Origin of the sequence: Nocardia arseniciresistens (assembly GCF_046764875.1) — a bacterium.
GTDB lineage: Bacteria > Actinomycetota > Actinomycetes > Mycobacteriales > Mycobacteriaceae > Nocardia > Nocardia arseniciresistens.
On sequence record NZ_JBKORD010000011.1, the window covers coordinates 21,748 to 44,341 of the forward strand.

Annotated in this window: 20 protein-coding genes; 7 read left to right on the top strand and 13 right to left on the bottom strand. The window is 64.9% G+C overall.

Translation table 11 applies throughout. From position 1 onward, the window contains the following. Positions 1-777 precede the first annotated feature (777 nt). Both ACLMAJ_RS20735 and ACLMAJ_RS20740 read left to right on the top strand, forming a co-directional pair. Positions 778-3,063 (top strand): hypothetical protein, encoded by a 2,286-nt coding sequence (locus ACLMAJ_RS20735; protein WP_412015423.1) that lies wholly within the window; start codon positions 778-780, stop codon positions 3,061-3,063. Positions 3,064-3,100: 37 nt separating this feature from the next. After that, positions 3,101-4,588 (top strand): MFS transporter, encoded by a 1,488-nt coding sequence (locus tag ACLMAJ_RS20740; protein WP_412015424.1) that lies wholly within the window; start codon positions 3,101-3,103, stop codon positions 4,586-4,588. On the opposite strand, the gene ACLMAJ_RS20745 is transcribed toward ACLMAJ_RS20740, so the two are convergent. Continuing rightward, positions 4,585-6,582: an ArnT family glycosyltransferase gene (locus tag ACLMAJ_RS20745; RefSeq protein ID WP_412015425.1), complete on the bottom strand. Its 1,998-nt coding sequence runs from the start codon at positions 6,580-6,582 to the stop codon at positions 4,585-4,587. The two genes, ACLMAJ_RS20740 and ACLMAJ_RS20745, sit on opposite strands and share 4 nt — an antisense overlap. Positions 6,583-6,728: 146 nt before the next feature. After that, positions 6,729-7,190 carry a cupin domain-containing protein gene (locus ACLMAJ_RS20750; RefSeq protein ID WP_412015426.1) on the bottom strand — a complete coding sequence of 154 codons (462 nt, stop codon included), beginning with the start codon at positions 7,188-7,190 and terminating at the stop codon, positions 6,729-6,731. A 76-nt stretch (positions 7,191-7,266) separates the two neighbouring features. Between ACLMAJ_RS20750 and ACLMAJ_RS20755 the strand changes: the two genes are divergently transcribed. Next, a complete protein-coding gene (locus tag ACLMAJ_RS20755; RefSeq protein WP_412015427.1) occupies positions 7,267-7,833 on the top strand; it encodes a TetR/AcrR family transcriptional regulator in 567 nt (188 codons plus the stop codon). A 69-nt stretch (positions 7,834-7,902) separates the two neighbouring features. On the opposite strand, the gene ACLMAJ_RS20760 is transcribed toward ACLMAJ_RS20755, so the two are convergent. After that, positions 7,903-9,141: an SPFH domain-containing protein gene (locus tag ACLMAJ_RS20760; protein ID WP_412015428.1), complete on the bottom strand. Its 1,239-nt coding sequence runs from the start codon at positions 9,139-9,141 to the stop codon at positions 7,903-7,905. Further along, positions 9,141-9,572: an NfeD family protein gene (locus ACLMAJ_RS20765; RefSeq protein ID WP_412015429.1), complete on the bottom strand. Its 432-nt coding sequence runs from the start codon at positions 9,570-9,572 to the stop codon at positions 9,141-9,143. The genes ACLMAJ_RS20760 and ACLMAJ_RS20765 overlap by 1 nt, the downstream gene beginning before the upstream one ends. 160 nt (positions 9,573-9,732) lie before the next feature. Here ACLMAJ_RS20765 and ACLMAJ_RS20770 point away from each other — a divergent pair, with 160 nt between their 5' ends. The 4 genes from ACLMAJ_RS20770 to ACLMAJ_RS20785 all read left to right on the top strand — a co-directional run bounded on the left by ACLMAJ_RS20770 (position 9,733) and on the right by ACLMAJ_RS20785 (position 13,077). After that, a complete protein-coding gene (locus ACLMAJ_RS20770; protein ID WP_412015430.1) occupies positions 9,733-10,560 on the top strand; it encodes a DUF3097 domain-containing protein in 828 nt (275 codons plus the stop codon). An 83-nt stretch (positions 10,561-10,643) separates the two neighbouring features. Further along, positions 10,644-11,324 (top strand): class I SAM-dependent methyltransferase, encoded by a 681-nt coding sequence (locus ACLMAJ_RS20775; RefSeq protein WP_412015431.1) that lies wholly within the window; start codon positions 10,644-10,646, stop codon positions 11,322-11,324. 102 nt (positions 11,325-11,426) lie between these two features. Further along, entirely contained in the window at positions 11,427-12,242 is an 816-nt protein-coding gene (locus tag ACLMAJ_RS20780; RefSeq protein ID WP_412015432.1) for a hypothetical protein, read from the top strand. Between the two features lie 67 nt (positions 12,243-12,309). After that, on the top strand, positions 12,310-13,077 hold the full coding sequence (locus tag ACLMAJ_RS20785) for a serine protease (RefSeq protein WP_412015433.1): 768 nt from the start codon (positions 12,310-12,312) through the stop codon (positions 13,075-13,077). A gap of 40 nt (positions 13,078-13,117) precedes the next feature. On the opposite strand, the gene ACLMAJ_RS20790 is transcribed toward ACLMAJ_RS20785, so the two are convergent. The 9 genes from ACLMAJ_RS20790 to ACLMAJ_RS20830 all read right to left on the bottom strand — a co-directional run bounded on the left by ACLMAJ_RS20790 (position 13,118) and on the right by ACLMAJ_RS20830 (position 22,353). Next, positions 13,118-13,690, bottom strand: a complete 573-nt coding sequence (locus ACLMAJ_RS20790) for a hypothetical protein (RefSeq protein ID WP_412015434.1) — start codon at positions 13,688-13,690, stop codon at positions 13,118-13,120. A gap of 98 nt (positions 13,691-13,788) precedes the next feature. Further along, complete coding sequence (locus ACLMAJ_RS20795) at positions 13,789-14,847, bottom strand: ferrochelatase (protein ID WP_412015435.1); 1,059 nt, start codon at positions 14,845-14,847, stop codon at positions 13,789-13,791. Positions 14,848-15,007: 160 nt separating this feature from the next. Then, positions 15,008-15,871 carry an NADH-dependent enoyl-ACP reductase InhA gene (gene inhA, locus ACLMAJ_RS20800; RefSeq protein WP_412015436.1) on the bottom strand — a complete coding sequence of 288 codons (864 nt, stop codon included), beginning with the start codon at positions 15,869-15,871 and terminating at the stop codon, positions 15,008-15,010. Between the two features lie 81 nt (positions 15,872-15,952). Next, entirely contained in the window at positions 15,953-16,669 is a 717-nt protein-coding gene (fabG1, locus tag ACLMAJ_RS20805; protein ID WP_412015437.1) for a 3-oxoacyl-ACP reductase FabG1, read from the bottom strand. A 97-nt stretch (positions 16,670-16,766) separates the two neighbouring features. After that, on the bottom strand, positions 16,767-17,771 hold the full coding sequence (locus ACLMAJ_RS20810) for a VWA domain-containing protein (protein WP_412015438.1): 1,005 nt from the start codon (positions 17,769-17,771) through the stop codon (positions 16,767-16,769). Continuing rightward, complete coding sequence (locus ACLMAJ_RS20815) at positions 17,768-18,724, bottom strand: DUF58 domain-containing protein (protein WP_412015439.1); 957 nt, start codon at positions 18,722-18,724, stop codon at positions 17,768-17,770. Before ACLMAJ_RS20815 ends, ACLMAJ_RS20810 begins: the two co-directional genes overlap by 4 nt. Positions 18,725-18,750: 26 nt before the next feature. Then, a complete protein-coding gene (locus tag ACLMAJ_RS20820; protein ID WP_412015440.1) occupies positions 18,751-19,953 on the bottom strand; it encodes an AAA family ATPase in 1,203 nt (400 codons plus the stop codon). A gap of 133 nt (positions 19,954-20,086) precedes the next feature. Beyond that, a complete protein-coding gene (locus tag ACLMAJ_RS20825) occupies positions 20,087-21,511 on the bottom strand; it encodes an NlpC/P60 family protein (protein WP_412015441.1) in 1,425 nt (474 codons plus the stop codon). A gap of 266 nt (positions 21,512-21,777) precedes the next feature. Beyond that, a complete protein-coding gene (locus ACLMAJ_RS20830) occupies positions 21,778-22,353 on the bottom strand; it encodes an Rv1476 family membrane protein (RefSeq protein WP_412015442.1) in 576 nt (191 codons plus the stop codon). Positions 22,354-22,594 lie beyond the last annotated feature (241 nt).

Sequence of the window (22,594 nt, forward strand, 5' to 3'; positions counted from 1 at the left end):
CGGCCGCCAGGATTTGCCGAGTCTGCTCGTGCACCAGCGTGCCGATCTCACGGTGGTCCGTCGGCTGATTGTCGCGCAAACCGGTGCCGCTCGACTCCGCCGAGTGCCTCCCAGCCCAGGGAAGACTCGACAATTGGAAGTCAGTATCGAAATGGGTTGATCGTCGCCCTTGCGACGGTCACGATTCCGTCAGCCCGCACCAACCTCACTGACCGGGCCGCGTCGTCGGTCGCGTCGCTGATGATGGTGGCCGGCGCTTAGATCAGGGCCGCGTATCGGTCTCGGTCGGCTGTCTCCCGCGCATCGCGGATGCGCGAAACCGTTTGTGCACGAATTCGTTTGGTCGGACCTGCAGCAAAGATCGCCTCGGCGTTCTCGGTGGCGAACCGAACTCCGGATGGTGCGGCACCCTCCCACGAGCCTTCCGCAACTTGCAGAGCACATCGTGATACGCATCCTAGAGCCCGGGCAGTGGAGAAGGCCTGCGAGGCCATGGCTATGCGGCCACCCGCAGCCATCCGCGCGCGGCGATCGCCGACCGGCCGTCGACAGCGGGTCCAGCTTTCTACCTGCCGAAAACCTCTCTGCCGCAACTGGTGTCATCGCAGGCAGACGCGGCGCGGTCGTAGCCGGGCCGCACCTCGACCAGATGTACTCGATACCTCGCGACACACTTTATCGGGCCGACAGCTAACGGTACATTTAACAGCGGGCCAACATAACTGGAATCTCGGTGTAACCTGAATTCCCGCCCATCGGCGGTGAGGAGCGATCCCAATGCAGAAGTCCTGGCTCGACGCGTGGGACGCGACGTACTGGGCGCCGAAGGCTGTGCGTGGGCGGCTTCGCGATTGGGTCGCCGCCACCTCACGCCGCCGCGCCGTGGTTCGGTTACTGATCATCACGCAAGCTCTCCACGTGGTCTCGGCCATCCTCGGCGGAGCCGCCGCCGCCAGAACCGATTCGGACGTCCCTGCCGGAAATCTGTCCGCCATCGACGGACTCGCTTGGACCGGCGTCAAGGACTCCGCCGGAATCCCGTTGTCGAATTACCTGTTGGTCACCGATCACGGCGGCCTTTTGGACCCGGGAAATGTTGTGTTATCAACAATACTCGGGTTGGAATTCACGGTATTCATGGTCATTGTGATCAGCGCCATCTGGCTGATCGATTATGTAGTGAGTTTCCGCTGGCTCGACTGGCTCGCCACGCCGTTGACGGCCGTCGGCGATCGGCTGACCGATCAGATAGCCACCCCGATCGTATTGACCTTGGCGGCGTCGATCGGCGCGTTTTTCGTGGCATGGTTCGTTGTGCGTGGATATCACGCCAAAGCCGTATTGCAGGTCGCGACAATGCTGGCGGTCGCCGTAATAGGTGTCACCTACCTGGCGAATCCACTGGCCGACGTGCTGTCGTCACACGGCCTGCTGGTCCAGGGACGCGACGTCGGAATATCCGTCGCGGCGGGACTAAACGGTGATGCCACCCCGGCGCCACAGACGATCGTCGACACGTTGAACGGCACCTTGGCCGACAACTTTGTACGGCACCCACTGCAGGTATGGAATTTCGGCCACGTGGTCGACGACTCGCCGAGCTGTCGCGCGGCATGGTCGGCGGGAGTCGGGGCGGGCAATGAGTCGCAAGTCGTGCGAGGCATGCGGGCCTGCGGCGACTCCCATGCGTATGCCCAGAGCACGAACCCGAGCATGGGGCAGATCGGTACCGGCCTGCTGCTGTTGATCTTCGGCTCGATCTTGCTGCTCTTTCTTGCCTATTTGGCCATTAAAATATTCCTCGCCGCGCTCTCGTCGGTCTATCACGCCATTCTGGCCATCTTCGGCTTCGCCGCGGGAGGATTCATATACGGCGCCACGCAGGTATTCTTGGTTCGCAACCTGGTCGGCATTGTAGGCGACGCTCTATCAATGGTGGCATACACCGTATACCTAGGCGTTTACGCTCTGGTGCTGGACAGTGTCTTCCGCGCGGCATCCGGCGGTGGTATGGCGGTGATATTCGTCGGTGGCATGCTTTTGATTGCAGGCTTCGCGCTACTGAGGCGACTCGATATCAGCCTCATCGGTGGCCAGACCCAGATATCTGAGCAGCTCCGTGCCGCGCTTGCCGGCCGACCAGCGCCGGCCCCGGCTGCTATGGCCGAAACGAGCCTTCGCTATACGCTGTCACCCGGCCACCTCACCGAGGCCGCAATGCGTCGCTTCAACGACATGAGCGCCGTCAACGCAAACCCCGCGACCTCTTGGATTTTCCGCCGTCCGATGCCGTTTACGCACTTTTCCAAAGATCAACAGCACATGAACTATCTGAATTACAGATTGCTTCTCGGCGAAGTGCCGACCGAGACAAACGAGAGCTGGATGGGCCGTCTCACCGCAGGAAAGAATGCGCATGATGCGTCCGCTCGGGCGGCGGTAGAAGAATTCGGCGGCCTCAACCCACGAGCTGCCGCAGCCGCCATCACGAATGTACTGCACCTCGGTGGGGACCGCGGCGACGCCATCGGCGCCCTGGGCGTTGCCGGATTCTCTCGAGAAATGTCCGCGAGGGCAATTGAGGCCAACATTCGCATGGACGCTGTAGCCGAAGATAACCAGGTGACATACAACCCGCTTGCACGAGCCGCTGCCTCTTTGGAACTCGCCGAAACCGCCCGAGGGTTCCAGCCCCAGGAGAGGGCCGCATATAATGCCCAACTCGCGGAATCCGCAAGTTTGTTCCGGCTGCTCGCGCCACGCCCGCTGGAGCAGAACAACAGAAATGTGGACCAAAATTTCGTTCACAAAGTCCAGCAGCATTGGGACAGGCCGGTGGAGGAATTCAGGAACGCCGTGCCTGTCACGGAATGGGGATCGGTCAACGACGACACTCGCCGGTATATCGGCAGCCAGCTCGCCCGGGACCTGAGCCAAGCGTCCGTACGCTATTCGAGGGACCCGACCGAGCAGAATCTTACCGACGCGGTCCGCGCTAAGACTCGGGCCGTAAATATAGATATGATCCTGTCCAATACTAATGTAGGCCCGTGGACCAATTAATATTTCTTTGACAAGTTGAGATGAACATAGGATGTCAATGGCTGAAACAGCAGTAATAAAAAGCTTGGTTCCGGCACGAATGGACCGGCTTCCGTGGGCCAAATTCCACTGGCTCATCGTCACGGGTCTAGGCGTGTCCTGGATTCTGGACGGACTCGAGATTCAAATCGTCAGCAGCATGAGCGGAGCACTACAGAACGCCGGGACCCTACACCTGACGAGTGGACAGGTCGGCGCTACGGCATCGTGGTATCTAGCAGGCCAGGTCGTGGGCGCACTCTTCTTCGGTAAGCTCACCGACAAACTCGGCCGCAAGAAACTTTTCATCCTGACCCTGGCGATCTACCTGATCGGCAGCGGATTGGCCGGTCTTTCCTGGAGTGCGTGGTCGCTGTATTTCTTCCGTTTCATCGCGGGTACCGGAATCGGTGGCGAGTACACGGCAATAAACTCGGCGATAGACGAGATAATACCGTCCAAATATCGGGGCCGGGTCGACATCGCTGTCAACGGCACCTATTGGGGCGGCGCGGCGCTGGGAGCGGCGGCCAGCCTGGTCCTGTTCAACGAGAACTACGTCCCGATCCATTGGGGTTGGCGAATCGGCTTTTTCATCGGCCCGGTCCTCGGGCTCATCATTATCTTCCTGCGTAAGCAGATCCCCGAAAGCCCGCGCTGGCTGCTCACTCACGGAAGGGTCGCCGAAGCCGAACAGACTGTCGACGAGATCGAAGCGCAGCTGCGCAGCCAAGGCGTCGAAGTTCCTCCGGTCGACGAGAGCAAGGCCCTGGAGATCGTCGACGCGGGTCAACTGTCATATGTGCGGATGGCCCGGATCTTCTTCGGCCAGTATCCTTCCCGTTCCTTCCTCGGGTTCACGATGATGGCCACCCAGGCGTTCTTGTACAACGCGATCTTCTTCACCGCGGGTATGGTTCTGATCCACTTCTACGGGATATCGAACGAGCACACCGGCTACTATTTCTTCCCGTTCGCCGTAGGCAATCTGATCGGCCCGCTGGTACTCGGCCCGTTCTTCGACACCATCGGCCGCAGGAAGATGATCTGCGGGACGTACGTAATTTCCGGCCTGCTCCTACTCGCCTCCGCGTGGGCGTTCCATGCGGGCATTCTGAACGCCACCACCCAGACCCTCTTCTGGTGTGTCATCTTCTTCTTTGCCTCGGCCGGCGCTTCCTCGGCATATCTCACGGTCAGCGAGATCTTCCCGCTGGAGCTGCGCGGTCAGGCCATCTCGTTCTTCTTCGCGATCGCGCAGGGCGCCGGAGGTGTTGTCGCACCGTATTTGTTCGGTCGCTTGATCGGAGGCGCCGATAACCCGAACCTCGATCGATTCCCGCTCACAATGGGTTACGTGATCGGCGCCGGTGCCATGATCTTCGGTGGCGTGGTCGCCTGGCGCTTCGGTGTGAACGCCGAGGGCCAGTCTCTGGAGGACATCGCGGACCCGCTGTCCAAGGCGAAACCAGCGGAGAAGATTCCCGATCCTGCCATCAGCGACTAGGGCTGCTTGCGCTTCTGTAAATCGAATACAGTCGCGTTGCCGACTGTGGTCGACGTGAAGTTCGCGGCGACCCATTCCGCGATGTCGCTATGACCACTGCCCTGTGGTCCGCCGCGTGCCCGGCCCGGGCCCGGCACCCGCCCCGATCCCGTGGCGGGTGCCGAATCCTGGCCGGGCTCTTGGCTCCTGGGGTTCCGAGGCTTCACCACGATGTAGTAGGCGACCTCGTCATTGCGCGCATAGTTCTGGAACTCACCGAGAGTCGGCGTCGGGTCGTTCTTGAAGCCCCCGATAGCCATTACCGCAGTGTTGCTGGACAATTCGAGGGCGGCCGCGGGTGCGGAGTGATCGATGGCGGCGGACCATCGTGTCGTTGTCGCTCGCAGTATCGCGTCGAGTTGCGGGCTCGCGATGTCCGCGCCCATATACCCGTTCCCACGCCCCGGCTCGGCCGGTCCGACGGATGGACCGCCGCCGGTATGTGCCTGCCCCAGAGTCGCTACCGCGTATGCCGAGGTGCCGCCGAGGCCCGCGAAGACACCGATGACGATCAGCACCGTCGAGAAGCGGCGCAGCGCAGACCACGAGGTGGCGACGACGCCGACGGCCGTCGCGATGGTCACCGCCAGGATGACCCAGCGCAGCGCTGGCAGCCACTCCGCATTGCGCTGTAACAGCACGAAGCCCCAGACGCCGCTGGCCAGAATCAGTGCCGCGCAGCCGTAACGGCCGAGGGCGCGGTCACGCAGCCGCCACATTTCATGCACGCCGAGCCCGAACAGTCCGGCGATCGCGGGAGCGATGGCGAAGGTGTAGTAGGCGTGCATGCCGCCGTTCATGTAGCTGAAGACCACACCGTCCACGATCAGCCAGACCCCGAAAACGATGGCGCCCGCGCGGACCAGATCGGTGCGCGGGCGGCGGCCGCGAGCGAACAGCACCAGGACGAGGGCCAGCAGCGCCGCCGGGATCAGCCAGCTGATTTCGAAGCCGATCTCACCGGTGAACAGCCGGGTGCTGCCCACCTGCGAGCCCATCGCGCCGAACCCCGAATTCCCGTGCGGTGGATAGGCGTCGGCGGGCGGCGTTGCACCGGCAGGCAGGTTCGGCCGTCCGGCACCGCCGTTGCGACCTTGGATGCGTTCGAGCCCGTTATAGCCGAGCACCAGATCCATGAAGGTGTTGTTCGTCGAACCCGCCATATAGGGCCGAGAATCCTTGGGCCACAGCATGGTCAGCACGACGTACCATCCCGAGGACACGACGAGGGCCAGCGCCGCACCGAGCAGGTGCACCACCCGCTTGACGAGTCCGGTCGGCGCGGCGACCAGATAGGCAATACCCAAGGCGGGCAGCACCATCAGCCCCTCGAGCATTTTGGCAAGGAACGCGAACCCGAGCGCGACCCCCGCCAACGCCAGCCACCACGCGCTCGCCCGCGGCAGCGCCCGGATCGTGCAGTACGCGGCCGCCGTCATCAGCAGCACCATCACCGCATCCGGGTTATTGAATCGAAACATCATGGCGGCCACCGGTATCAGCGCAAGCGACGCACCCGCGAGCAATCCGGCTCCATGACCGCTGACGCGTGCGACCGCGCCGTACACCAGCGCGACCGCCGCTACCGCCATCAAGGCCTGCGGCGCCAGCATGCTGGCACTGGAGAACCCGAACAGCTGCCCCGACAGGCCCATCACCCACTGCGACACCGGAGGTTTGTCGACGGTAATGAAGTTGCTGCTGTCCAGCGATCCGAACAGCAGCGACTTCCAATCCTCGGATCCCGCCTGCACCGATGCGGCGTAGAACGAGTTCCCCATCCCGTTGACGGTGATGTGCCACAGGTAGGCGACCGCGGTCCCTACCAGCAACACCGCTAGCCCGATCCGCTCCCAGGTTCGGCTCGACCACCGGGGCGACCGCCCATCCGCCCGGTCGGGCCCCTCGGTCTTCTCGACATCAGCACTGGTCAGGGTCACAGCGGCATTGGTCACAGCGAAATTCTCGACACCGCAGGATCACACCCGCTGTGTACAGCCTGTCAGTTTCCTGGGAGTCCGGGTCAGCCCGACGCACAGTCATTGCCGACCCGGGCGTACGGCGCTGTTGACAGCAGGCACGGTGCTGCGCCGGAAATCGATCAGCGTTCTTCGTACTGAATGTCGTAGGTCGCGGCGATCGGGTTGATCTTCGCCGGGTCGAGTTTGCCATCGGTCAGCACGGCGGGCCCGGCCTCGAACAAGTCCTCGAGGTAGTGCTCCCAGCCACCGGGCGAGGAGATTTGCAGTACCCGCGGCGGCGGAGTCGAGACGCACCGCAATGCGTGCGGGATCCCACGCGGCAACAGCGTGAAGGTCCCCTGCCCTGCGATATATGTCCGGTCGTCGTAGTCGATCCCGAGTTCCCCCTCCAGGACGTAGATGCCCTCATCGGCCGAGTGGTGGATGTGCCGCGGAATGTCGCGTGCGAGAGTCACTTCGAGCAGGGAGAAGCGACCATCGGTGTCGGCCGTCATGGCCTTCACCGCGAAGGCGGGCGGCATCGGCACGCGCCCTTGGCGTACCTGGGTGGGCTCGAGATAGATGAAACGGTCTTCTGACATGGAAACCTGTCCTCCATTGTGCGATACTGGAACCGGAATCCGATTCCATTTCAATTAATGCGAAGGAGCGCAGCCTTTGTCAACCCCCTCGACATCCGGCCGAAAAGACGCGCAGCGCAACCGGTTACGCGTACTCAAGACGGCACGCGCGTTGTTCGCTGAACGCGGCGACGACGTACAGATGCCGGAGTTGGCGCGGGCGGCGGGGGTCGGCGTCGGCACCGTGTACCGACACTTCCCCACTCGGCAGGCCCTCGTCGAGGCCGCCGCCGAGCACCGTTTCGCCGAGCTGGCCGCGTACGCGGGTACCGAATGTCGCAGCCGACCCGAGCTGGGCGGCGGGCTGGAGCGGTACCTGACCAGGGTCGGCGAGGTACTGGCCGCCGACCGCGGACTCTCGGCGGCCATCGAAGCCGCCCGAGGGACTTCGGAGACCGAACCGCGCGGCCCGGCCCTTGCCGAGCTCGAAGCGGCGATCGAGGTGTTGATCGCCGACGGCAAGGCCGCGGGAACGCTGCGAGCCGACGTCACGGTTGCCGACGTCTACATGCTCGTCGGAGCCTTGTCCGCGACCATCCGCACCGGGAGCGGTGACTGGAAACGTTTCATCGATCTCGCCATGAACGGTTTGCGTACAGCATGAATCGACCACTGCGACAACAAAACCGCCCTGAAGTCCAGGTGGACTCCGGAGCGGTTTCGTTGCCAGGAACTACTGCTGCGGGTTATTGCCGGGCTGCTGCCACGGCCGCCCCTGGGGATCGTCGGGGCGGGGTTGCTGCGGCGGGGTTGCTTCGTGCACGGGAAGCACCGGTTGGTGCGGCGAAGGTTCGTACGAACGACGCGGCGGGATGGCCCCTTCGACCGGTGCGCGGGCATCGGCCTCCGCGGCGCGGACCGCTCGTTCGATAGCAGGGTCGCGGGCGATATCGAACCAACCCGCGACATCGGAATCGTCCTCCGGCTTACTGGCCACATCCTCGGTAGGTGAGGGCTCGTACCGGAACACACCGTCCTCACCCTTGGTCGCGAAGTTCTGCGCGAAGCCTTCGAGCGCCTTACCGAAGTCGCTCGGCACCAACCACACCTTGTTCGCATCGCCGCGAGCGACCAGTGGCAGTGTCTGCATGTATTGGTAGGCAAGCAGTTCCGGCGTCGGCTTGCCGGATTTGATGGCGGCGAAGACCTTTTCGATGGCCTTTGCCTGCCCCTGTGCCTGAAGGTAGGACGCGGCGCGTTCACCCTGGGCACGCAGGATACGGCTCTGCCGCTCACCTTCGGCCGCGAGGATCGCCGACTGCTTGGCACCCTCCGCGGACAGGATCGCGGCCTGCTTAGTACCCTCGGCCGTCTTGATCTGCGACTCCCGGGTGCCCTCTGCTGTGAGGATCATCGCGCGCTTCTCGCGATCGGCCTTCATCTGCTTTTCCATCGACTCCTGGATCGACGGCGGCGGATCGATGCTCTTGAGTTCGACCCGCGCGACGCGAAGACCCCAACGGCCGGTCGCCTCGTCCAGCACACCGCGCAGTTGACCGTTGATCTGGTCACGGGAAGTCAGCGTCTGTTCCAGCGTCATACCGCCGACCACGTTACGCAGGGTCGTGACCGTCAACTGCTCGACCGCGGCGATGTAGTTGCTGATCTCGTACACCGCCGCCTGCGGGCTTGTCACCTGGAAATACACGACGGTGTCGATATGCAGCGTCAGATTGTCCTCGGTGATCACCGGCTGCGGCGGGAACGACACCACTCGCTCGCGCAGATCCACCTTCGCCCTGATCCGATCGGCGAAGGGCACCAAGAACGTCAACTGGCCGGACACGGTCCGCGAATATCGGCCGAGCCGCTCGATAACGGCCGCCTCGGCTTGCGGCACCAGCGCGATCGACTTGAAGACGACCACCACGACCAACAACACAAGAACGGCGGCCACGATCAGTACAGCCATTACGGCCCCTTCCACACGACGGCGGTCGCGCCGTCGATCTTCATGACGAACACCTTGGTCCCCTCGGGATACTCTTCGGTCGGATCGAACGGTCGGGCGGTCCACACCTCGCCGCCCAACTTGACCTGCCCGCTGTGCTCGGTCACCGGTTCGAGTACCAGTGCCGACTTACCGGGCAGCGCATCCGCATTCGTCGGTATCAGCGGCGGTTTTCCGTAGTGCCGCAACAGAACCGGACGCACACCGAGCATCAGCACCACCGACACCACCGCGAAAACGATCGCGTCCACGATCACCGATGTGCCTGCGGTGAAGCTGATTCCGGCGGTTAGGAGCGCCCCGCCACCCAACATCAGCAGAGTGAGATCTCCGGTGAGCATCTCCGCCGCCGCGAGCAAGATCCCCGCGACCAGCCAGACAATTGCGGCCACAAATCCACTGTAGTAGCCCGAACCTCATCTGGGGCGAGACAAACGCAAGATCAGTCACCCCTGTTGCCGTGCGCGTGCTGCCGCTGATGCGGGCGCAATCGCCCGCCGCGCCGGGCCGAGATGGCGCGCTGGACGGCCCCGGCCCGGTAGCTTCGGGCGGGTGAGTTCGCGTGACATGTATGGCAATGACATCTTCGGCGGGCATTCGCGCAAGCAGAAACGAGCGGTGCCACAGGTGACGGCCGAGCGAGATCTCGTCGTCGAGGATGCGGCCACCGGGTTCTGTGGCGCGGTGGTCGGATTCGATCGCAGCTACGATGGCGAGTTCGTGAAGCTGGAGGACGGGCGCGGTGCGGTACGGCTGTTCGCGCTACGCGAAGCCGCCTTCCTGATCGACGGCCGACCCGTCACCCTGATCCGGCCCACCGCCGTCGCGCCGAAGAAGGAGACCCGCTCGGCGTCCGGCTCGACCCGAGTCGATGGATTGCGGGCCCGAGTCGCGCGAACCAGCCGGATCTGGGTGGAGGGCGTGCACGACGCCGCGCTCGTCGAGCGGGTCTGGGGTCACGACCTGCGCGTCGAGGGCGTCGTCGTCGAGCATCTGGAAGGGTTGGACAACCTCGGCGAACGACTCGTCGAATTCGATCCCGGCTCCGGCCGCAAGGTCGGTGTGCTGGTCGACCACTTGGTCACCGGCTCCAAGGAAACCCAGTTGACCACCGGCCTCGGCCCGTACGTCCTGGTTACCGGCCACCCTTACATCGACGTCTGGCAGGCCGTCCGGCCCGCCACCGTCGGCATCGAGGCGTGGCCGCAGGTCCCACGCGGAGAAGATTGGAAAACCGGCATCTGCCGCCGCCTGGGCTGGGGCACTCCACAAGAGGGCTGGCGACGTGTCTACAACGCCGTCGAATCCTTCCGCGACCTCGAACCCCCACTTATCGGAGCGGTGGAGCGACTGATCGACTTCGTCACCGAACCCGAGTAGACGGCGCACGTTCCAACGAGCCAGCCGACGGTGCGCCGGGACGTCGATCCGACAGTGCCCGCGCGTTCTGCAAGACTCGATGGGTGACCAACCCTCGTGACGTGGACGCAACCCGGCTGGCTACTCGCTCGCTCGCGCAAGGCGATCCGACCGGATGGTTCGAGCAGTTGTACGCCGCCGCCCAGGCGGGCTCCGCGATCGTGCCATGGGATGCCGATGAGCCCAATCCGCTGCTGGTCGACTGGGCCGAACGCCATGAGCCCGCCGGCGTCGGCGGGCAGGCGCTCGTAGTCGGCAGCGGTCTGGGCCGAGACGCCGAACATGTTGTGCGACTGGGCTTCCGGACCACAGCATTCGATATTTCGGAGACGGCGATCCGTACCACGCGCGAGCGCTTCCCCAACTCGCCGGTGGACTACGTGGTGGCCGACCTGCTCGATCCGCCTTCCGAGTGGACCGCCGCGTTCGACCTCGTGGTCGAGTCCATCACCGTGCAATCGATGCCGCTGTCGGTACGCGCGGACGCGATCGCGCGTGTCGCGGGCATGGTGGCGGCGGGCGGTGAGCTGTTGGTGATCTCCGGCATTCGAGTGGAGGGCGAGCACGTGGACGGTCCGCCATGGCCGCTGACGCGCGCGGAGATCGAATCGTTCGCGGTCGGCGGGCTGCGAGCCATTCGAATCGAGCAGGTATCCCTGCCGACAAGGCCGGATGCGTATCGGTGGCGAGCGGTATTCCGCAAGGATCTGACACCGATGAGTTAACCATGTGCATTTCGAATCATTCGGCCCATCCGTGCACGCAGCTCACCGGGGTACCCGGCATGGATGCCCCCCAGTAGCGATCACCCTTTATGCTCGATGATTATGTGCTCTCCTAGTGCCACGCTGACGGTGTGGGCCGGCTCATGGCTGGCCGGCAGCAGCGCGCCCGACGACATCCTGGAGGCTTTGTACGCCTGGGCGCCGCAGCACACCATTGCCGCAGGTGACCCGGTGAGCGGCGGCCGCAACGATCTGCCGTGGTCCTCGCGGAGCAACCTGCCCGGCACCGGAGTCATGGCATTGCTCAAGGTGATTCGCGAGACCATGGCCGAACCCGGCGCACAGCTTCGGCTGGTGCTGCCGGTGCCCGGCGACGTACGCGGCCTGCCGACCGGCACCGTGTTCGCCTCCGACGCCGTTGACACCGCTGAGGGCTTGCTCATCGGCGTCCCAGGTACCGACGGCACCGGCCTCATTCCGCAGCGGGTCGCCGATGACACACTCCAGTGGACCGTCTACAGCACCCCCATCCCGCCCGCGCCAGGCCCGGACATGTCGCTCGGCGAGGCCGAATACGCCATGCGCGAGGCCGTCCGCGACGCCGCCGACGCCCTGATGCAACTGCACACCACCTCGGTGAACGCCGCGGATTCCGACCCACGCGAGCTCATCGAAGCCGAGCTCGCCGACTACTCGAAACACGACTACCCGGAATCGATCCCGCTGCGCGCCAGGCGAATTCTGAACACCGCCGACCACGTCGCCGCGATACTCACCGTGGCGCAACGAGAACCGGCGTCCTCCCCTACCTCGGCAACGGCCATCGGCGCGCAGGAAGATCTGCTGCGCCCCCTGTGGGACGCCATCCGCGCCGCCCGCCTCGTCGCCGTCCACGCGGCCGCCCGCGGCTCGTCCTGAGTCGCCGAGGCTGCTATCCGGTTGCATGAGCCGATCAGCCCGACTATCCGAATCTAGGTGGTGCGCAATGCTTCTCGACCGGCGACTGCTCGACCGCCGCACCGTCGCCGTACTTGTTGCCACACTGGTCGTTATCGGTCTCCCGACAGCGGTTCCCGCCTCGGCGATCGTGGGTGGAAGCACCACATCGGCCACCACGTACCCGTGGCTCGCCGCGATCGGCAGCCCACTTTTTCTCACTCGCGCATCAGGACAGTTCTGCGCGGGCGCGCTCATCGGACCGGATCAAGTAGTCACGACGGCACACTGCGTCGAGCTCACCCGAGCGCTGCCGCAGGCGCTCGCCGTCACCTTCGGCCGCACCGATCTGCGCTCCCATGACGGAACCACCGTGCGCGTCAAGAACATTCGCATCAATCCCGACTTCGAAGACACCGACTTCGACGGCGTAACCGCGCACCACAACGACGTCGCGATCCTCACACTCGACCGGCCGCAACCTGGACCGTTCGTGGAAATCGACACCCCACGAGGCAACGTCGGGACCGTCCTTGGCTGGGGCGCGACCGCCGAGGGCGACTCCTCGAATACCACCCTGCGTGCCGCCGTCGTGCCGCTGGTCTCCGACGCCGTCTGCGCCACTGTCTACGGCTCGGCTTTCGACCCGCACGACATGTTCTGCGCGGGCTCAACCGAAGCGGACACCGGCGAATACGACAGCGGTGGACCATTGCTCGTCGATGGCCACCTCACCGGGCTGACGTCCTGGGCAAAGGGCAGTGCTCGTCCCGGCTTCCCCGGCGTCTATGCCCGACTGCCACAGCTGGATTGGTGACTCGGCTGGCCTGAGCCGACACCTCGACAGTCCTCCGAGGTCAGTAGGTGGGCGGCTGCTGCGGATGCTGCGGCGAGTATTGCTGGGGTTGTTGAGGATAGGGCTGCTGCTGGTAGCCCTGCGGCGGCGCTTGTTGCGGGTACGGCTGCCCGGGCGTCTGTTGCGAGTACGGCTGGCCGGGCGCTTGTTGCGGATACGGCTGCCCGGGCGTCTGTTGCGGATAAAGCTGTCCGGGCGTCTGCTCCGGATACGGTTGGCCCGGCGTCTGTTGCCCGTAAGGCTGCTGGTCAGGTGGCTGCTGCGGGTAGGGCTGCGGCGCATATTGCTGCTGGGGGTACTGCTGCGGCGGGTATGGCGGCTGGTGCTGCGGCAACTGATTCCGGTTTCTACTGTTGGACGACGACCGGATGACGATGATGACCCCGACAATGATCACGATCAGGCAGATGGCGCCGAGGATGTAGGCGGAGGCACTGATACTGCCACCACTGCCACTGCTGCCACCACGCCTGCGCGCGTCGTAGGCGTCCAATGCCGATGTCCACGTCGCGCTTTCGGACCAGACGTGAGTATCGAGCAAGCCTGCATTGGTCAGCAGGTCGACATAGACCATCGGGTTGTTTTCCCCTTCGAGTGGATTCGGCCCCTACCGAAGCCGAAAGGGATGTTATCGCAACCGCGTTGATGCTCCCGCCGATGGGCAGGCCTGATTCAGCGACCTGCGGGAACACTCCGGCGGGCGGGAGCGCAGCAGCCGACCGCGCACGGATCTCCGTTCCGCGTGCAGCCATAGCCCGGAACCGCACCGAGTCGGCGCGCGGCCGCCTCAGCCACCTGTTCCCTGATCAATTCGACGACCAGCCGAGCGAATCGCGGATCGGCACCCGGTGTTGCCGCTCTGGCGAACGCCATATCCAGTTCGGCGGCTTTGTCTTTCGCCTCGTTATCCAGGTCCCAGATAACTTCGAGATGATCGGAAACGAATCCGACCGGGCACACCACCACCGCGTCGACACCCTTATCGGACAAGACTTCGAGGTGATCGACGATGTCGGGATCGAGCCACGGGACCTGCGGCGGCCCCGAGCGCGACTGCCATACCAGGTCGTATTCGGTAAATCCGGTCGCTTCCGCGCACAGGCGGGCGGCCTCGGCGACCTGGCGACTGTAGAGCCTGCCACCGTCGGCGGGCGGACCTGCGGTGACATCGGCCGAGACCGGAATCGAGTGTGCGGTGAACACCAGGCGCGCCCGGTCACGGCGACCGGCGGGAAGCTCCGCCACCGCGGCACGAATCGCGTCGGCGAACGACTCGATCAGCAGCGGATGGTCGAAATACTGGCGCAGCTTCACCAATTCCGGCGCACCCGCGCCGAAAGCGGCACGCGCCCTGGTGATGTCCTCGTGGTATTGCAGGCAACCGGAGTAGCCGCCCCACGCCGAGGTCGGGAAGACCAGCGCGGAGCGCACACCGTCGGCCGCCATCCGCGCGACAGTATCCTCGACCATCGGATGCCAGTTCCGGTTGCCGAAGTACACCGGCAGATCTATTCCGGCAGTGGCCAATTCGGCCGCCACCGCGGCGATGATGTCGAGGTTGAGCACATTGATCGGCGAGACGCCGCCGAAGTGCAGATAGTGTTCGGCCACCTCTTCGAGACGCTCGCGCGGCACTCCCCTGCCCCTGGTGACGTTCTCCAGGAACGGCATCACATCTTCGGGGCGTTCGGGTCCACCGAAGGAAAGCAGCAGCAGCGCATCAAAGCTCATGCTCGAACCATCCTCATGCCAGCGCCTGCCGGAACACCGGCGGCGGTTACCTCCGCCCGCGCGAACATCCCGGGGCCGAGGCGAACCGCAAGCATCCGGGCGACGGGGATACCCCGCGCCCGGATGACCAGTGCTTCGCACGCCCGGATGTGCGCGAGATTCACGCGTTCGCGGGCTCGGCTTCGCTCGCGGGCGCGTCTTCGCCGAGCATGCTGGCCGGGATGGACCAGTTGTGGCTGGCGCCGCCGTCGACGTAGACGATCGAAGCGGTGGTGCCGGGCAGCCAGTCCGAGAGCAGCGCGCAGACCGACTTCGCGACCGGGGTCGGGTCGTTGACGTCCCAGCCGAGCGGGGCGTTCTCGTCCCACACGGTGTTGAGCGCCTCGAGCTTCTTGGCCTCACCGGTCGCGGCACCGGCGATGGCCTTGGCGGCGAGGGTCTTGACCGGGCCGGCCGCGACCAAGTTGGAGCGGATGCCGCGATGGCCGACCTCGCGGGCGACGTAACGGTTCACCGACTCCAGGGTCGCCTTGGCGACACCCATCCAGTTGTAGAACGGCACCGCCTGGCGCGGATCGAAGTCCATGCCGACGATGGAGGCGCCGTCGTTGAGCACCGGCAGCAGCGCCTTGGCGAGGCCGGCGTACGAGTAGGCCGAAACCTCGAGCGCCACAGCAACATCGGACCACGGTGCGTCGAGGAACTCGCCACCGATACCGAGGCACGACATCGGCGCGAAGCCGATGGAGTGCACAACGCCGTCGATGCCCTCGGGAGCGATCGCACGCACCCGGTCGGCCAACGTCGCCAGGTGCTCCTTGTTCTGCACGTCCAGCTCGATGGCCGGTGGCACGGGCAGCGGCAGCCGTTGCGCGATCCGGTCGATCAGCCGCAGCCGGTCGAATCCGGTGATGATTACCTTCGCGCCCGCCTCCTGCGCCACCTTGGCGACGTGCCAGGCGATGGACGCGTCGGTGATGATGCCGGTGACCAGGATGGTCTTACCTTCGAGCAGTCCGCCCATGAGTTCTCGGTTCTCCTGAAAGTCGTGTGTAGGTTGCTTGCGGTCACCGACGGTGTCGGCACCACCCGGATTTCCGTCGACTCAGTGGCCCATACCCATGCCGCCGTCGACCGGGATGACAGCGCCGGAAACGTAGCGCGAATCCTCCGAAGCCAGGAAGCTGATCACGGCCGCGACATCCTCGGGCTTGCCCAGACGCTGCAGCGGAATGAACTTCTTCGCGGTGTCGCGAAGATCGTCGGGCAGTTCCGCAGTCATATCGGTCTCGATGAAGCCCGGTGCGACGACATTCGCGGTAATCGACCGCGAGCCGAGCTCACGGGTGATCGAACGCGCGAGACCGATCACGCCCGCCTTGGAGGAGGCGTAGTTGATCTGGCCGGGCCCACCGCCGAGGCCGACCACGGAGCCGAGGAAAATCATCCGGCCCCAACGTGCCCGCAGCATGGCCCGGTTGGCCCGCTTGGCACACCGGAAGGCACCGGTCAGGTTGGCGTCGATAACCCGGGTGAACTGCTCCTCGGTCATCCGCATCAGCAGGGTGTCGTCGGTAATGCCCGCGTTGGCGACCAGCACCTCGACCGCGCCCTGATGCTGCTCCACCTCGGTGAAGGCGGCGTCGACCGATTCGCTGTCCGTCACATCGCATTTCACACCGAACAGCCCGTCCGGCACCCCCGACCCGCGATGCGTGACGGCGACCTTGTGGCCGTCGGCGAGCAGACGCTGGGCGACCGCGAGACCGATGCCGCGATTGCCGCCGGTCACCAGTACCGATCGGGATGTGATGTTCGACATGAAGACCAACCTATCTGTTCGAGTTCGTGCGCCGCGCCCGGGCACCACACATTTGGTGTGATGCCACAGTCGCGGCGTCCACAGGCGAGGCCACTGCTCAGGGCAGGCGTTGACGATAGAGCAATCCGGTCACCACACCGGCGGCGACGAGGAGCATCCCGAGTAACAACCACGGCCTACTCGCGTCGCCGCGGGTCATCTCGTAGCCGATCTGTTCTTCGAGGGTGTCATATACGGCGGTCAGCTCGGTCAGGCTCGACGCAGTATAGAAATCGCCGCCGGAGAGTCTGGCGATTTCGCGCAGCGAGTCGTCGTCGACGGGGACCTTGACCCGCTGCGCACCGTTGCCGTCCGGGTCCGGGATCTCCACGGTGCCCCACTGGGTGCCGAATGAAATCGTCGACACCGGAACGCCTTTGTTCTTCGCGAGGCGGGCCGCGGTGAAACCATGGCGCGGATTGTCGACGTCCTTGTCGTCGGGCACGGTCTGCTTGCCGTCCGACATCAGCACGATGCGAGCCGGCGGTGGCGTGCTCGCGCCGCCGAGCACCTGCGCCAGGGTCTCGATCGACTGCAACGCCGTAAGAATGCCCTCGCCGGTGGCGGTACGCTCGGCCAGCTTGATGTTATCGATAGAGGCCTTGACCGCTTCGCGGTTTGTCGTCGGCGGTTGCATCACCGAGGCGGTGCCCGCGAAGGTGACGAAACCGAGGTTGATGCCGGGGGTGAGCCCGTCGACGAATTCCTTACCGGCCTTCTGTGCGACCTGTAGCCGGGTCGGCTCGACGTCGGTGGCCTCCATGGACAGCGAAACATCCATCACCAGCACGACTGTCGCGCGATTGCGCGGCACCTTCTTGACCGCCGTCGGCCCTGCGGCGGCGATGGTGAGGAAAACCAACCCGACCAGCATCAGCGCGATCGGCACGTGCCGCATCGGGCTCGGCCGCGCTGGGGCGACCTTCTCCAACATCTCCATGTTGGAGAAGCGCAGCATGTGCTTGTGCCTGCTGCGCTGAACAAGGATGTAGCCGAGCGCGATCAGTCCGATGATGGCGAGAAAGCCCAGCCAGATGAGCGCGGTGAAATGCGAAATGCTCACTGGCGCGCCACCTTTCCGGTCGGCGCGCCGAACGCATGGCGGCGCGTGGACACGAAACGGACCACGTCGGCGATCCAGTCCCGATCGGTTTGCAATGACATGACCGGCGCGCCGCAACTGCGCAACGCCTGCTCGACCTGCTCACGATGGCGCTGTGCGGCGCTCGCGAAATCGGCACGCAGAGTGGGTGTCACGCTGAATTCTCGGGTGCGCCCGGTCTCCGGGTCGTGCAGCACCACATCTCCCATGTCGGGCAGTGAAAGGTCACGCGGATCGAGGACCTCGACCGCGAGCAGGTCGTGGCGCGCGGAGATCGCGCGCAGCGACCGCTGCCAGTCGATGTCGCCGAGGAAATCGCTGATGACAACCGCGAGGCCGCGTTTGCGCTGCGGTCGGCGCAGGGATTCGATCGCGGTACGCAGATCACCGCGGACGCCGTCGGGGGCGTGCGGGGTGGTCGCGATGTCACGCAGCAGCGACTGGGCGTGCACACGACCGCTACGCGCTGGAATGCGGATCAGTTGCTCTCCGGTGGCGACGACAGCACCGATCCGATTGCCGCCACCGCTGGTGAGATGGGTGATCGCGGCGGCGGCGGCGATCGCGAGATCGCGCTTCTGGCAGTAGGCGGTACCGAAATCCAGACTGGCCGACAGGTCGACGACCATCCATGTTTCCAGTTCCCGATCGGCGATCGACATCCGCACGTGTGGGTGGGTGGTGCGGGCGGTGACCGACCAGTCCATCTGCCGCACATCGTCACCCGGTTGGTAGGTGCGCGCCTCGCCCGGCTCCGAGCCGGGGCCGGGAATCAGACCTTGGTAGTCGCCGTGCAGCACACCGTCGAGCCTGCGACGCACGGTGAGCTCGAGCGACTTCAGCGCTGCCGTCAACTTCGGGTCGGTCAGCTCTCCTGCGCGGAACGAAGGCGGTGCGTGTGATGACGTCGTCACTCGTGGATCCGGGTCGGATGCTCGGGTCACTTGGGCTGGTTATTGCCGGCGGGCTGTGGAATCTGCCCGACAGACTGCTGCGGGACCGGAGGCTGCTGTTGCGGGGCCGGGGGCTGCGGAATTTGCTGCTGCTGCGGTGCACCGTGCGGGCCCGGCGCGGACGGTGCCTGCGCACCGGGCACCATGGCCTGCGGTGCGACCTGGGGCAGGCCGATGGTCTGCAGCACGCGCTTGATCACATCGTCCGGGGTGACCTCGTCGGCGAGCGCGTCATAGGACAGCACCAGACGGTGACGCAACACATCGGGAATGACCTCGACGACGTCCTGTGGAACCACGTAATCGCGCCCACGGATCAGGGCGACCGCGCGGGCCGCGGCGATGATGCCGAGGCTGGCACGCGGCGAGGCACCGTAGGAGATCCAGCTCGCCACATCCTGCATGCCGAACTCGGCGGGCGTGCGGGTCGCCGCGATCACTCGAACCACGTAGTCGACCAGCGCATGGTGCACGAAGGTATTGGCCGCCAGTTTCTGCAACCTGATCACATCGGTCGGGTCGAGAATCTGCTTGGCCTCCGGCGGTGTGACACCCATCCGGTAGATGATCTCGCGTTCTTCCTCGACCGACGGGTAGTCGACGACGACCTTGAACAGGAAACGGTCGCGCTGCGCCTCGGGCAGCGGGTACACGCCCTCGCTCTCGATCGGGTTCTGCGTCGCCATGACGAGGAACGGATCGGGCATCGGGTAGGTCTTCCCACCGATGGTTACGTGGCGTTCGGCCATCACCTCGAGCAGTGCCGACTGCACCTTGGCGGGCGCGCGGTTGATCTCGTCGGCGAGCAGGAAGTTCGCGACGACCGGGCCGAGCTCGGTGTCGAACTCCTCGCGACCCTGCCGGTAGATCCTGGTACCGATGAGGTCGGTCGGCACCAGGTCCGGGGTGAACTGCACCCGGGAGAACGAACCGCCGATAACCTTGGCAAAGGTCTCCACCGCAAGGGTCTTCGCGATGCCCGGCACACCTTCGAGCAAGACGTGGCCCCGGGCGAGCACACCGACCAGCAGCCGCTCGACCAGTCGATCCTGGCCAACGATAACCCGCTTGACCTCGTAGATCGCCTTTTCCAGGGCCTGGACATCACGCTCCAGGGTGCTTGGTACGGGAGCAGGCGCCTCTTTCGCCAAGCTTGCCCCGCTCACACCGTCCGTCGAAGTCACCAACATCCCCGCTTTCGCTTTGGTCCTGTGCGTGCTGCCACAACTATTCCAGGTAATGGCCGCAATCGCCGCAACCGGCTCCGACAGTACGGGAATCCGATGGATTCGCCAGCCTGGTTACGCCGCAACGCCACAACCCTCAGGAGACGATACGCACCGCGTACGGCATGATGCCGCCCTCACGTACCGGGGACACCCGGACGACCTCACCGGATTGTGGCGCTTCCACCATCTTTCCGTTGCCCAGATACATCGCGACATGCTGGCTACCATTCGGTCCCCAGAACAGCATGTCGCCGCGGGCACGTTCGTCGACCGGCACCCGGGTGCCCGCGTTGTACTGGTAGCCGCTGTAGTGCGGCAGCGAAACACCGACTCCGGCGAAGGCATAGATCATCAGCCCCGAGCAGTCGAATCCGACCTTGTTGTAATCGCCGTAGCTGTCGGCGACGCCGCCGTCACGGATACCGAGGGTCGGTCCGTCCTCGTCACCGCCGCCCCATGCGTAGATGACACCGATTTGCGACATGGCCCGGTCGACGACCGTTTCGACGGCATCGGAGCCGCCGATCGACGGCAGGCTCGGACTCGACCTCGGCGTGCTCGACCTCGGCGCGGGTGAATCCTCCATCTGGATGTGCGGGCGCTTTCCCTGCCCCGCCTGGGCGGCACGCGCCCTTGCGGCGGCGTCCTGAGCAGCGCGGGCCGCCGCTGCCGCGGCCGCGGCGCGGATCGCGGCTTCTTCTGCCTTGCGCTGGTCGTCCCAGGCCAGGAATGCTTCCCGTTGCCCTTGCAACCCAGCCACATTCGTGCGCGCGAGGTCCAGCCTGCCCTGGGCGGCGGTGCGTTCACGCATGATGTTGTCGCGCAGCACGGTCTGCTGATCCAGCTCGGATTTCGCGGCGGCGACGGCGTTCGCCGCGTCGACTTTTCTCTGCTCGGCGACCGCGGCCGCGGCATCGGCCTCGGATTTCGCCTGGCGCGCACTGGAATTCTTGTTGGCTTGCTCGATCTGGGCGCGCCGCAGGCCGTCGAGCACCTGCTGCTGATTCTTCGACACCATGCTCAACACTTGAGCGCGGTCGAGAGCGAGGTCGGGGGTGGCGGAGGCGAGATAGGTGACCATCGAGGCGGAGCCGGGGTTGGTATATACCCGGGTGGCGAACTGGTCGAAGTTGCGTCGCGCCTCGCTGACTTTGGTTCCGGCGTCGGCGAGTTCGCGCTGGGTGTCCTCGACCATCGCAGCGGCGGTGTCGGCGGTGTCGCGCGCGTTCTGCAGGTCGACAAGCGCCTTGTTGACCTCTTCGCGCTTGCTCGCAACGGCGTCGTCGAGGTGCTGCAGCTGCTGGTCCGCCGCTGCGACCTGATTGATCAGTCCACCGACCTCGGTCACTCTGGTGTCGACTTGGGCTCCGGCGTCAGCGATCTGGCCGTCGCTCGGGTTCGGTGGGGCCGGTGGTACCGCGGTGACGGGTCCCGCCGTCACGATCACTACCACCATCACCAGCAACCCCAGAGCGACCCACAGCGGGCGCCGAGAACCGGCTTCGCCGTTGTTGCGCATCGCACCTCCCAAAGGACCCGACCTCGGCTACGCCTCACGAGCATCAGCCGAACCATCGAGCTCAGTAGTCGGCAAATAGCTCTCTGAACACTTCTTCCCCATCAGTGATCATTCGAACCGTACGACACATCCCTCACCAAAGAAACTCCAGTAACAGAATCACAGCCGCGTAATTTTCCCTTTGCCCGAAATTAGCCGGATACGCAAAAGGGTTCACTCGGTCAAAACAAACCGAACGTTAGGAAAAGTCGCCGAGCAGATACCTGTCAGCGCGTAGGGGCGCGGTCGTCGTCTCGACCCGAGACGCCCGCCGGCACGGATTCCGCCGAAGCCCGCCGCGACTTGATCCAATACAACCCGCCGACCACAATCGCCGTACCGATCAGCAGCACACTCGTGATCGCGGTCCAGGAGACAGTCTCCGGCCGCTCCAGCTGGTCCACGAAAAGCTGGGCCGCCTGTGCCGAATGCGCCTGCTGACTCTTCGAGACGTCCTCCGCCCGCTCCAGCTTCACCCTGCTGATCGAGTCGCTGTAGGTGCCGACCCAGTCGTCACTGAGCACCACAACGGTTCCGTGTTCGGTCTTACCGACCGCGGTGGCGAGGTCACGTAAATTGGAGTCGTGGCCTGGATTGCCGGGAATCACCACGACGCTGAGCTCGATCCCATGGGACCGAGCGTTGGCGACGACCGCCTCCAACGCCTGCTGATCCTTGCCCTTCGGCGTGGCGACATGGTTGTCCGCGACGTCCTTCTTGATGGTGTCCATGGCTTTGTCATCGATCCCCGGCGGCAGTTCGGCGGCCATGGGCGTGAAAACCGAGGTGTGCGAGACGGTCATCTTCCATCCGGTCTGTCGAGCCGCACGCGAGGCGACGGGCATCCAACACTGCGGGGTGAGCAACGCTCTGAGCCGGTACATACCACCGGCCACGCCTGCAACTCGAAAGCACAGTACGCGACAGAGTGTCGAACTTCCCCCGCACGGCACCCCGACGGGCCCCCGCGCGTTTCACAGGACAAGCGTACTGTTAGGCTCGAAGGTGCGAGGAGCCAGCACCTTACAGCGCTGGAAACCTCCG